This window comes from Deinococcota bacterium (assembly GCA_030858465.1).
In the GTDB taxonomy this organism is placed as follows: Bacteria; Deinococcota; Deinococci; order Deinococcales; family Trueperaceae; genus JALZLY01.
Window position 1 is genome coordinate 1 of sequence record JALZLY010000251.1, and the last position, 11256, is coordinate 11256.

Annotated in this window: 12 protein-coding genes; 6 read left to right on the top strand and 6 right to left on the bottom strand. The window is 65.3% G+C overall.

The features are described from left to right. The 4 genes from M3498_12590 to hisH all read left to right on the top strand — a co-directional run. Positions 1 to 975 (top strand): tetratricopeptide repeat protein (locus M3498_12590; GenBank protein ID MDQ3460119.1); only part of this gene is annotated, 975 nt, incomplete at its 5' end. A 24-nt stretch (positions 976 to 999) separates the two neighbouring features. Next, a complete protein-coding gene (gene hisC / locus M3498_12595) occupies positions 1000 to 2091 on the top strand; it encodes a histidinol-phosphate transaminase (protein MDQ3460120.1) in 1092 nt (363 codons plus the stop codon). After that, positions 2084 to 2680, top strand: a complete 597-nt coding sequence (gene hisB, locus M3498_12600; GenBank protein ID MDQ3460121.1) for an imidazoleglycerol-phosphate dehydratase HisB — start codon at positions 2084 to 2086, stop codon at positions 2678 to 2680. The genes hisC and hisB overlap by 8 nt, the downstream gene beginning before the upstream one ends. A 52-nt stretch (positions 2681 to 2732) precedes the next feature. Continuing rightward, the gene (gene hisH, locus M3498_12605; protein MDQ3460122.1) at positions 2733 to 3371 is read left to right on the top strand and encodes an imidazole glycerol phosphate synthase subunit HisH; all 639 of its coding nucleotides are present in this window, start codon (positions 2733 to 2735) and stop codon (positions 3369 to 3371) included. On the opposite strand, the gene M3498_12610 is transcribed toward hisH, so the two are convergent. Next, positions 3358 to 3816: a hypothetical protein gene (locus tag M3498_12610; protein MDQ3460123.1), complete on the bottom strand. Its 459-nt coding sequence runs from the start codon at positions 3814 to 3816 to the stop codon at positions 3358 to 3360. The genes hisH and M3498_12610 overlap by 14 nt on opposite strands. Positions 3817 to 3987: 171 nt before the next feature. Next, positions 3988 to 4278: a hypothetical protein gene (locus M3498_12615; GenBank protein ID MDQ3460124.1), complete on the bottom strand. Its 291-nt coding sequence runs from the start codon at positions 4276 to 4278 to the stop codon at positions 3988 to 3990. Between the two features lie 524 nt (positions 4279 to 4802). Here M3498_12615 and M3498_12620 point away from each other — a divergent pair. After that, entirely contained in the window at positions 4803 to 6887 is a 2085-nt protein-coding gene (locus tag M3498_12620; GenBank protein MDQ3460125.1) for a 30S ribosomal protein S1, read from the top strand. A 130-nt stretch (positions 6888 to 7017) separates the two neighbouring features. On the opposite strand, the gene M3498_12625 is transcribed toward M3498_12620, so the two are convergent. Continuing rightward, a complete protein-coding gene (locus M3498_12625; GenBank protein MDQ3460126.1) occupies positions 7018 to 7638 on the bottom strand; it encodes a hypothetical protein in 621 nt (206 codons plus the stop codon). Positions 7639 to 8145: 507 nt separating this feature from the next. On the opposite strand from M3498_12625, the gene M3498_12630 reads away from it, so the two are divergent. Continuing rightward, entirely contained in the window at positions 8146 to 8766 is a 621-nt protein-coding gene (locus M3498_12630; GenBank protein ID MDQ3460127.1) for a hypothetical protein, read from the top strand. A gap of 77 nt (positions 8767 to 8843) precedes the next feature. Here M3498_12630 and M3498_12635 read toward each other — a convergent pair whose 3' ends face one another. The 3 genes from M3498_12635 to M3498_12645 all read right to left on the bottom strand — a co-directional run. Continuing rightward, positions 8844 to 9806: a M48 family metallopeptidase gene (locus tag M3498_12635; protein ID MDQ3460128.1), complete on the bottom strand. Its 963-nt coding sequence runs from the start codon at positions 9804 to 9806 to the stop codon at positions 8844 to 8846. A gap of 3 nt (positions 9807 to 9809) precedes the next feature. Then, positions 9810 to 10361 (bottom strand): LemA family protein, encoded by a 552-nt coding sequence (locus M3498_12640; protein MDQ3460129.1) that lies wholly within the window; start codon positions 10359 to 10361, stop codon positions 9810 to 9812. A gap of 155 nt (positions 10362 to 10516) precedes the next feature. After that, positions 10517 to 11256 (bottom strand): hypothetical protein (locus M3498_12645; protein ID MDQ3460130.1); only part of this gene is annotated, 740 nt, incomplete at its 5' end.

The window sequence follows — 11256 nt, forward strand, 5'->3', positions numbered from 1 at the left end:
GCGCTCCTCGCCCAGGGCCGGGAGCGCTACCCCGAGAGCGGCGCCCTGGCACTTGCCGAAAGCGTCCTGCTCGAGCGCCAGGGCGACCTCTCCGGCGCTGAGACCGCCGTGCGCGCCGGCCTCGAACGCCAGCCCGGCAACCTGGACGCCGTCAACCGCCTGGCCATCTTGCAGGCCCGGCAGGGCGACCTCTCCGGCGCTCAGGCGACGCTCGAGGAGGTGGCCGCCGCCGACCCCAATCTCCAGGTCAACCTCGCGCAGATCTATATCCAGGCCGGCCAGAGCCGGGCCGCCGTAGAGCTTCTGGACGAGCTCCTCCAGAACAGCCCCGAGGACGCGCAGCTGTGGACGCTCTACGGCATCGCCTCGGGCCGGGCCGGCCGCTACAGCCAGGCCTTGGACGCGCTCGACCGGGCCATCGCCTTAGAGCCCGACAACGACGACGTGCGCCGCGCCCGGTCCGTCGTCGAGCAGGCGATGAGCATCACCCAGGGCCAGGAGGTCGAGCTGAGCGGTGAGGCCAGAGCACCCTTCGAGGCTGGCCTGGCGGCGCTCGAGGGCGGCGACATGGGCCGGGCGGCGAGCGAGTTCGCGCGGGCGCGCGGCGCCGAGGATTCGGGCGTGGCGGCCTTCTATCACGGCTTCGCGCTGCAGCTGTCGGGCCAGCCGCGCCAGGCGGTGGCCGCCTACGAGCGCGCCCAGCAGGACTACCCCGACAACTCCGTCATCGCCAACAACCTGGGCTATGCCTACTTGCAGGTAGGCCGCCTCGACCGAGCCCTGGAGCACATCAGCCGGGCCATCCAACTCGACGAAGAGAACGCCAGAGCCCACATGAACCTGGGCCTCACCCTCTTCCGGCTCGGCCGTTACGCCGACGCGGTGAGCTCCTGGGAGCGCGCCACCACCCTCGACGGCGGCCTGGAGAGCGAGCTGAGCGAATTGCTCGAGACCGCCCGCAGCCGCGCCAACTAGCCGCCATAGGGTAAACTTCTGGCTATGACGGTTCGCCCAGAGGTCAGCGACCTGCCCGCCTACAGCTTCACCGCCTCCGACTGCCCGGTCAAGCTCGACCAGAACGAGTCTCCCCACGACCTTCCCGAAGGGCTCAAGGACGAGGTCGTGGCGCGGCTCCGCGAGATTGCCTTTCACCGCTATCCGGAGATGCACGCCGACTCGCTGCGGGCCGCCCTGGCCCGGCGGCACGGCTGGAGTGAACGGGGCGTGGTCGTCGCCAACGGCTCCAACGTCCTGATCGGCGCCCTGGTGCAGGCCTGCGGCATCGGCAGGCGCGTGGTGACGGTCAAACCGACCTTTTCGATCTACCCCTTGCAGGCGCGGCTGCTCGGCGCGGCGCTGACCGAGGTGGCGCTGGCGGCGGACTTCTCGCTGCCGCTGGACGCTCTCGAGGCGGAGCTCGCCTCCGGCCAGGGCGTCCTCTTCATCGCCAACCCGGCGGCGCCCACCGGCAACCTGCTGCCGGCAGCGGAGCTGCGCGCGCTCGCCGCGGCGGCGCGGGGCTGGACGGTGGTCATAGACGAGGCCTACGCCCAGTTCGCCGGCAGCGACATGAGTTTGCTCGTCCGCGACTACCCCCACGTCGCCTCGCTGCGCACCATGAGCAAGGCCTTTGGCCTGGGCGGAGTGCGGCTCGGCTATATGCTGGCGCAACCGGCCCTGGCCGAGGAGATCCAGAAGGTGCTGCTGCCCTTTTCGGTGTCGGCCTTGCAGGTCGCGGTCGGCCTGACCGTCCTGGGCGCCGACGACTACGTCAGCGCCCGCGTCGAGGAGACGCTGCTCGAGCGGGCGCGGGTGGCGGCGGCGCTCGCCGAGCTGGGGACTGAGCTGGGCCTCCACGTCTTTCCCTCCCACACCAACTTCCTGCTCTTTCGGGTGCCGGACGCGGCGGGCTTCTACGGGGGCCTCAAGGCGCGCGGCGTGCTCATCAGGCGGCAGGACGGCCTGCACGGCCTCTCGGGCTGCCTGCGGGTGTCGGTAGGAACGAGGGCGGAAAACGACGCCTTTATAGCTGCCGCGCGGGCGGTTGCCGAGACATACGTCGTCAAGGCGGGCGAGGCGCAGCATGTCTAGCCAAGCCCCGGCCAGAACCGCCGAGATCAGCCGAGACACGGCGGAGACGCAGATCCGCCTGCGCCTCGAGCTCGACGCGGGCGCGGGCGGGCGCGCCGAGACCGGCCACGGCTTTTTGGACCACATGCTGGCGCAGCTCATCCGCCACGGCCGTCTGACGCTCGAGCTCTCCGGCAAGGGCGACCTGGAGGTGGACGTGCACCACCTGGCCGAGGACTGCGGCATCGTCCTCGGCCAGGCCCTGCACCGGGCCTTGGGCGAGCGGCGCGGCTTGGAGCGCTACGCCGACGCCTGGGTGCCGATGGACGAGAGCCTCGCTCACGTCGTCCTGGACCTCTCCGGCCGACCCTTCCTGGCCTTCGAGCCGGGCGGTTTCGAGGGCCACGCGGGCGGCTTCAACGCCCACCACCTGCGCGAGTTTCTGCGCGGCTTCTGCAACCACGCGGGCGCCACCGTGCACGTGCGCGTGATCACAGGAGAGGAGACCCACCACGTCGTCGAGGCGGTGATGAAGGCCTTCGCCAGAGCGCTCTACGCGGCCACTCGCGTCACCACGGACGAGCTCCCCTCGACCAAGGGCCTGTTGTGAGAGGCCGGTTGTGAGGGGCTGGTTGTGAGGGACGTGTTATGAGGGGTATGCCGTGAACACCGTCCTCATCGACTACGGCGCAGGCAACCTGCACAGCGTCCACAAGGCCCTTCTGAAGGCGGGGCTCGAGGCCGAGCGCTCGGCCGACCCCGGCGCCGCCGCCCAGGCCGACGTGCTCGTCCTGCCCGGCCAGGGCCACTTCCGGCAGGTCATGGAGGCCTTTTTGGAGTCGGGCTTCGAGCCGGTGCTGCGCCGGCACATCGACGCGAACAAGCCCTTTTTGGGCATCTGCGTGGGCCTGCAGCTCCTCATGAACAGTTCCGAGGAGGCGCCCGGGGTGCCGGGGCTCGGCGTCCTGGCGGGCGAGGTGCGGCGCTTCGACGCATCTCAGGTGAGCGTGCCGCAGATGGGCTGGAACCGGCTCGAGCCCTACGGCGAGCCGCCGCTGCTGAGGGGGTTGCCGGCAGGGTCCTACGCCTACTTCGCCAACTCCTACTACGCGGACTTCGCCGACGCGCGCGTGCCCGGCGCGGTGACGCGCTACGGGCCCACGGCCTTCAAGAGCGCGCTCTCCAAGGGCAACCTCCACGCCACCCAGTTTCACCCCGAAAAGAGCCAGCGGGTGGGCCTCAAGATCCTCGAGAACTTCCGCGACCTCGCCCGGGCGGCGGTCGCGGCTAGAGCACCCTGAGCCGGTGCCAGCCCCCGGCGGCCCTCTCGAAACCGAGCCCCCGCAGGGCCGCCTCCGGCACGAGCGAACCTTCGGCGGGGACGAAGTCGACCTCAGCGCAGCCCATCGCCTGACAGGCGCCGACGGCCTGCTCGAGCAGCGCCGCCGTCACGCTGGCCTCTGAGCCGGCGTGTGAGCCGGCGCGCACCACCACTCGGTCGATGTGACCGCTCGGCGCCTCGTCGAGAAGGCCCCAGCGCGTCCACAAGGAGACGAAGCCGAGCAGGCCGGTTTTGCTCTCGGCGACGAGCAGGGCCGCGCCGGGCGCCGAGAGCAGGCGCAGCAGGTTGGTGTTCAGGGCGGCCTCGAGCTCGCCGGACAGCTCCGGGCGGCCCAACAGCTCGGCCAGGAGGCCGGCGAGCGCCCGGTGGTCGGCGGGGCGGGCGGCGCGCACGGCAAAGGTCATGCCCGTATCATAGCGAGCGGAGACGCCTGACTGTTTGATTGTTCCTCGTTCCAACGGAATCTGTTGCGCCAGGTCAACTGGTCTTCCCTGCGGCACCCTCCGGCATAAGCCGAAGCTCGGGATAGGCGGTGCGGTAACGGTTCGCGTCCAAGGTCAGCAGGTGGTCGGCCATCACGAGAGCGTGCGCCCCACCACAAAGTCCACCAGCAGCCGCTTGGGGTGCCCGGCCCTATCCTCGCGCCGCCGCTTGGCGTAGGCGCTGAACGCCTCACCAGCTCGAGCCCACACCTGTCGGGGAAGGTTCACTTCGACGTTGATCCGGGTGTCCTCCAAAAAGGCATCGACGAAGTCTCCTGTAGCCCCTGGGTAAGCGAGCAGCTCGGCGTAGACCGACGCGCAGACGACCAGCCCGCCCTGCTGCCGCGCTGCGAAGAGCAGGTCTGTCAGCAGGTGGTGGGTCATCCGTCTTCAGCTCTTCCTCGGCCCTTTCGCCCGCTCGTTTTGGACGCTCCCCTCGCTTCTCATAAAATGTTCACTTCGAATTGCTGAGCCGTCGCCAGGCGACTTGCGGTGACCGCCCATTATTGTGTAGAATAAAACGTTGATACGAAGGAACATTAGTCGAGGAGGAACCCCTTTCAATGGACGATAAACGAAACCAGGCTGCGGATATCCCTGTCCCAGCCGCCGACCAGGCCGATCAGGACGAGCGCCACGAGGCCCAAGCCGCGGTTGCCGAACAGGGAGCAGGCAACGTGGCGGACGAAACCCAAAACGACGCGCGTCCCGGCGACGAGCAGAGCGAGACGCCCCCTTTGGATTCTTTGGAGGCGCAACTCGACGCGAAAACCGAAGACGCTTTCGAGTCCGAAGGTGCTTTCGAGAGTGAGCAAGCGCTCGAGTTCGACCGTGAACCCGAACTCGAGGTTGACCTTGAACCCGAAAGCTTTCCCGAAGATGTCGGAGCGAGCACCGAAGCGACCGGCATGACCGCCGAGTCCGAAGCCGTCGCGCAGCCCGACCAAGAAGAGACGGCGTACGCTGGCGATGAGACGGCGCAAGAGCAGGCGCAGAGCGCCGTCGACGGGGGTCCCGCCGACCAGGCCGACCAGGGCAGCATGATGGAAGCCATAGAGCGTGAGATGACCATGGAAGACGTCATCGCCGCCAGCGACGATCAGCTCGCCCGCAAGCCGATCCACCGCGGCATGGTCACCACCGGCACCGTCATCATGCTCTCGCAAGACGGCGTCATCGTCGATGTCGGCGCCAAGATCGAAGGGCTGATCCCCTACAACCAGCTCTACGAGTTCGAGGTCAAGGCCGATGAAGCCGCCAAGTACGTCAAGTCCGGCGACCAGATCCAGGTCTACGTGGTGCGCGCCGACATTCCCAACAACACCATCATCTTGTCCAAAAAGCGCGCCGACCAGGAAAAAGCCTGGAACCTATTGCAGGACATCTTCGAGAAGGGCTTGCCCGTCGAGGTCGAGATCGTCGAGAAGGTCCGCGGCGGTCTGGTCGCCAACTTGGGCGTCCGCGCCTTTTTGCCGGCCAGCCAGATCGACGTGCGCCGCATCAACGACCTCTCCCCCTACGTGGACAAGCGCCTCAAGGTCCGCATCATCGAGCTGAACCGCAAGCGCAACCGCGTCATCATCTCGCGTCGCTCCATCATCGAAGAGGAGATGGTCGGCGTCAAGGAGGAGACCCTCAGGCGGCTCGAGCCCGGCGTCAAGCTCGAGGGCGAGGTCGTCGAGATCACCGACTTCGGCGTCTTCGTGAACCTGGGCGGCGTCGACGGCCTGGTGCACCGCAGCGAGATCGGCTACGGCCGCTTCAACCACCCCAAGGAAGTCCTCAAGGTGGGCGACAAGGTCCATGTCGAGGTCTTGGACATGGACTTGGAGCGCGAGCGCATCAACCTGAGCATGAAAAAGCTCATCGCCGACCCCTGGGAAAACGTCCTGACCACCTACAGCGTCGGTCAGAAGGTTGGCGGCTCGGTCACCAACTTGACCCCCTTCGGCGCCTTTGTCGAGATCGAGCCGGGGCTCGAGGGCCTCATCCACGTCTCCGAGATGAGCTGGACGAAGCGCGTCCGCCACCCCAAAGAGGTGCTCACCGAGGGCGACCTGGTCGAGGCGATGATCCTCAAGGTGGACATGGCCCAAAAGCGCATCTCGCTCGGCCTGCGCCAGACCCAACCCGATCCCTGGAGCAGCCTCCCCGACCGCTACCCCCCCGGCACCGAGGTCACCGGGCCGATCACCGGCATCACCGAGTTTGGCGTCTTCATGGAGATCGAAGAGGGCATCGAGGGCCTGATCCACATCTCCGAGCTCGCCCACGAGCGCATCGACGACGTCGCCGAACAGTTCAAGCGCGGCGACGAGGTGACGGCGGTCATCTTGAACATCGACCCCATCGAGCAGCGCGCCAGCCTCTCGCGCAAGCGCCTCATGCCCTACACCGCCGCCGAGGGTGAGGGCGGTGGCGATTACGCCTATGCGGGCGGCGGTCAGCGCCAGAGCCCGGGTGGCCGCAAGGGCCGCCGTGGCGGTCGCCGCTCGAGCGAGATCGACTACGACTACTCCTACGCCGCCACCGACGCCGGAGGCAAGACGACGACCAAGTTGGGCGACGTCTACGCCGACCTCTTCGCCCAGTTCGGCCTCGCCGACAAGAAGGAACCCGCCAAGCCCGAAGCCAGCCCCGAGTCAGCGGCGGAAGCAGGCGAGACCCCGGCTCAGGCCGAAGCGCCCGCGACCGACGCCGCTACGGACACAGCCGCGGCGCAGCCCGTAGCGGAAGCTCCTGAAACCGTGGCGCCCGCAGCCGAAACCCCTGAAGCCGCGGCCGAAGTTGAGCCGCAGCCTGAAGAAGCGTCCAGGCCGGTGGTGGAAGCGCGCCCCGAGGAAGACCAAGACCCCGAGAACGCCATCGACGCCGCCGAGGCCGCCGCTCTCCTGACCGCCGCCTTCCGCCAGGGCAGAAGGCCGGTCGCCGAGCAGACCGAGAGGGAAGAGACGGCCGACGAGGAAGAGAAGCTCGAGGAGAGCAAGGTCTAGACCCTACTCACCGTAGAGAAAGCCCCGCTGTTCAGCGGGGCTTTTCTTTGGATGACAGCTTAGGCCGACATTCCGCACGTCCCACCCAAAAGTCTGATCTCTGCAATCCTATGAGAGCCCAAACGCCGGGTCAATTCAGTTCTGATCCCTGGAACGGCACCGCAAGGCTTAAGTTCAACAAGATGCGATGTTCACGTAAGAGGTAGCAGCCCTCAGGGGAGGGCGCGTCCGCCGGCGGCTGACAGGATGGCCGGACACTATGGCCATAGACGGCATAGAGTGGGGTCTCAATCACGACGAGCAACCGGCCGGGTGAAGGAGCCGCAAACGTAACCTTCTCGCTTATCGAGCTGGTCGGCGTCAAAACCTCGAAGCGCCAACCAGGTGACACGATGCCGTGCGGTAATTTCTGGAGCACTGCATGTGAGAAGGCCGCAGTGAGATCCTCGACGTGAGCAATGGCATCAAGCGGACACTCAAAGAACAGCTCAATTTCCGTCGCACCGGAGGCGTAGCGCAATGCGGTGAATCCGCTCACCGGTGTTTCCGTGCAGGGCCTCGACCATTCCGGACGCGTCAAGGTGCGGCTGTCGCTTAGGTTCAACATCCAGCCATGCGGGTGTTGGTGCATCCAGTGCTCGACGGCCTGGTTGGCTGCGGCAAACTCTGACTGAGGAGTAACAGCTCGATTCCCGCACCCGGAAAGCACGAGCAGAAGCATAGAACACAAGATCATCCAGCTTATTTTCATTTACTTCGCCTCCAGCCCAAATGCCTGAACAACCAATGTCGTTTTCTACTCGAGCCTAAACTGGCGTTTTCAGGCGACTTTCTGCCTTGCAGGAGTTTAACCGAAGCCGAGGTCCGGTAACAATTGCGTGTTATACTCACCGTTCGCTCAATTCCAAACCCACTTCTCAGAATTGAGTCCGCTCAGTCCACAGTTCACCCATTTGAAGGCGACTTATGAGCAACATTGACAAGCTTTCGTGCTACTGCATCCATAAAACTGATGGAGCAGAAGGTTGGAAATATTGTTTTGCGAATGCTGTGTCATTAACTCGAACAGCAATTGACTCTGGATTTAGGGTTGTATGAGCGTGCAGGCGTCCTTGGCTCGCCAAGGATGGCAGTTTTGGGACATTTTTGTGAAGTCAGAAAAATTTGAGCGAACGGAGAGTAACAGATAAAGGGAGCATTTGAATAGCCGCAAACGTAGAGGCAACAGGATAAAGGTCCGAGAAGTATGATTGCGAGGATGACCGATGACGATTTTGAAACGCTTAGGGACGAGTGGTTGATCGAGAAGGTTTCCGAGGCCTTCGAGGGGGACCATGACGACGCGCTGAGCCGCCTTGAAGCCCTGGGCTTTAGGTGGGTTGACGACGAAACCGACCTCGAGGAACTCGAGGAAAAGTCAGCCAAGCCCGAGGGCGCTGACCAAGAACTTCTTGTCGGTTATCTTGAAGGTTCGGTGGAGCTCAGCGAAAGGGTGCTCCGCAGCTATCTTGCAGAAAAGGCATCCGATCATCCCAATTACCCGCTCATCAGAAAGCACTATAAGGGAGGCAATCAAAAGCTCAAAGACTTGCTGCTCTTCGGCTTGGAAAGAGACCGAACGGCTAGCGATCTTCTGAGCGATCTGGCCTTCTTCAACGAGTTCAGCGACGCCCGTTTCGAGCTGGTTCAGCATTATCTATGGGCGTGTGAAGGGGAGCAGAACCCGGACCACTTTGGGCAGTTGGTCTTGAACTTTCATTGCCACACGGTCACCACCGATTTCAATGCCTTGTATCAACTGAGCCACAAGTTCGCCGCCGGTTCCGAGAAGGGAAAGATTGTGCGGGAGGTTGTCGAGGCGCTGAGGTCGGAACCGTAAATGCGTCCTGCTTTGCCAGTCGGACTGGTAGCAGCGCGCTGTAAAATGCGCTGTAAAACGTGCCGTGAGAGGGTGAGCTACAGCCTGCGCAGGCGGTCGATTCTCTCCTCGAGCGGCGGGTGGGTGGCAAAGAGCCCCTGAGCGTTGAACTTCTTGACCGGGTTGGTGAAGAACATGTGCTGCACCGACTCAGAGACCTCGAGGGCTTGGCCCTTATAGTCCCTGAGCTTCTCGAGCGCGCTCGCCAGCCCCTCGGGGTTGCGGGTGATAAAGGCGCCGGTGGCGTCGGCCAGGTACTCGCGGCGGCGGCTCACCGCCATGCGCAAGAGCATGCCCAGGAGCGGCGCCAGGATGAGCGCCACCATGAGCAGCGCCAGGGCGACCGCCTGACCGCCGCCGCCCTTGCCCCTTCTGCCCCCTCCCCTGCCCCGCATGCCGCCGTAGCGCGCGGAGCGCCAGAGCAGGTCGCGAAGGAGCAGCAAAGCCCCGACCATCGCCACCAAGAGCGAGGTGAAGAGGATATCGTAGTTTTTGATGTGGGCCATCTCGTGGGCGACGACGCCCTCGAGCTCCTGCCGGTCCAAGAGCGTCATCAAGCCGGTGGTCACGGCGATGGCGCCGTTTTCAGGATTGCGCCCGGTGGCGAAGGCGTTGGGCGCGGGCGAGTCGATGACGTAGATCTTGGGCGTCGGCACGCCCGCGCCGATGGCGACGGCCTCGGTCACGTTGACCAAGTAGCGGTGCTCGCTCACGGTCGCCGGGCGCGCCCTCGAGGCCGCCAAGGCCATCTTGTCGCTGAACCAGTAGGCCGCTCCGCTCTGCGCCACCGCGATAAAGACGGCAATGCCCACATAGAACACCGCCGCCGCCGGGTCAAAGGCCTGCGCCGCTAAGTAGGCGACACCCGCCAGGACGACCGCGACGGCAACCATGAGCCCCCAGGAGGCGCGGATGTTGGCCGCCTTCCAGTCATAGAGGTTGATCTTCCGGCCCAGGCGGTCGGCGGACTCGCTGGGCAGGCCGTCGGGCGCTTGGGCCACGGGCTAAGAGCTGAAGGAGACGGTGGGAACCTCGCGCTCGGTCTCGGGGATCTCCAAGTAGACCTGCGTGTCCTTGCCCATCGGCCCGGCGAAGGCGACGCCGGGAAAGGTGGTGATGGCGTTGTTGTACATGAGGACCGAGTCGTTATAGAACTGCCGGGCGTAGGCTATTTTGTTCTCGATGCCGGAGAGCTCCTCTTGCAGGACCCGGAAGTTCTCGTTGGCTTTGAGTTCCGGGTAGTTCTCGGCGATGGCGAAGACGCTTCTGAGCGCGGCCGTCATCATGTTGGCGGCCTCGGCGGACTCCTTGACGCTGCCCGCGCGCATCATCTTCTCGCGCGACTCGGCGACTCGAGCGAAGACCTCTTTCTCGTGCGCGGCGTAGCCCTTTACGGTCTCGAGGAGGTTGGGCACCAGGTCGTTGCGCCTCTTGAGCTGCACGTCGATCTGGCTCCAGGCGTTGCGAAAGCGGTTTTCCAGGACCGTGATGCGGTTGTAGTAGTAGACTGCCGCCACGGCCAGGGCGAACAGCACCAGTAGGATCGTTAGAGACATCGCGTCCTCCCGCCCGTATCTTATACCAGCCTTGCAGCGGATGGCTCCAGCACTGCAGACGACTGAGCAAAGAGATAAAAGAGATAGAGGGGTGGGGGCTCGTTACCCACTCCTCTATCGTCTGATCCGGCGCTAGCGCTTCGGCCTTACTCCAGCTACTCGCAACCCTCCGGCGGGGTGAAGATGTGGACCTTGCTGATGGGCGAGCCCCAGGCCTCGTCGCCACCTCCGGCCACGAGGATCTTCGTCTGGCCCTCCTCCTCGAAGGTGGCGGCGAAGACGCCGTGCAGGTGCAAGACGTCCGAGGCGTCCAGGGGCTCGTCCTGGACGTCACTGTCAAGGGTGCGCCAGGCGCCGCTGGGCACGTGGAAGACCTGCGAGGCCCGGAGCGTGCCGGTGTGGGTAAAGGGGGTGAACTCGCCGCCAAAGGCGTAGATGCACTGGTCGATGGCCGCGACGATGCCGGCGCTGCCGCCGATCGGCGCCTCCTCCTCCTGCTGCCACGCTTCCTCGCCCGGCGCCCAGGACTCTAGGCCGCGCATGCGCGGAGACTCCTCGTTGCGCCCGCGCACCGCGTAGATGCGCTCCTCGACCACCACGGCGTTGAAGTGCTCGCGCGGCTCGTTCATGGAGGGCATCTCCTGCCACTGCAGCGGGAACTGCGCCGTGTCGAGGGAGTAGACGCGGTCGTCGGCGCGGATCGCTTCGTTGGCGGGGTCTCTCGGCGCCTCGTTCTCAACGACGCCGCCGAACACGTAGATGCCGCCGCCGTGGCTCACCGCAAACCCCGCCGCGCGCGGCTCGGGCAGCCTCAGGCAGTCGTCGTCCGCCGCCGCGGCGGCCTCCGCTTCGGCCCCTTCCTCTTCAGCCTCCTGCTCCTCGCCCTCTAGGGGCG

Coding starts and splice junctions, on each gene's coding strand:
- hisC (MDQ3460120.1), top strand. CDS start 1,000: ATGACGGTTCGCCCAGAGGTCAGCGACCTGCCCGCCTACAGCTTCACC.
- hisB (MDQ3460121.1), top strand. CDS start 2,084: ATGTCTAGCCAAGCCCCGGCCAGAACCGCCGAGATCAGCCGAGACACG.
- M3498_12610 (MDQ3460123.1), bottom strand. CDS start 3,816: ATGACCTTTGCCGTGCGCGCCGCCCGCCCCGCCGACCACCGGGCGCTC.
- M3498_12615 (MDQ3460124.1), bottom strand. CDS start 4,278: ATGACCCACCACCTGCTGACAGACCTGCTCTTCGCAGCGCGGCAGCAG.
- M3498_12620 (MDQ3460125.1), top strand. CDS start 4,803: ATGACCGCCGAGTCCGAAGCCGTCGCGCAGCCCGACCAAGAAGAGACG.
- M3498_12625 (MDQ3460126.1), bottom strand. CDS start 7,638: ATGAAAATAAGCTGGATGATCTTGTGTTCTATGCTTCTGCTCGTGCTT.
- M3498_12630 (MDQ3460127.1), top strand. CDS start 8,146: ATGACCGATGACGATTTTGAAACGCTTAGGGACGAGTGGTTGATCGAG.
- M3498_12640 (MDQ3460129.1), bottom strand. CDS start 10,361: ATGTCTCTAACGATCCTACTGGTGCTGTTCGCCCTGGCCGTGGCGGCA.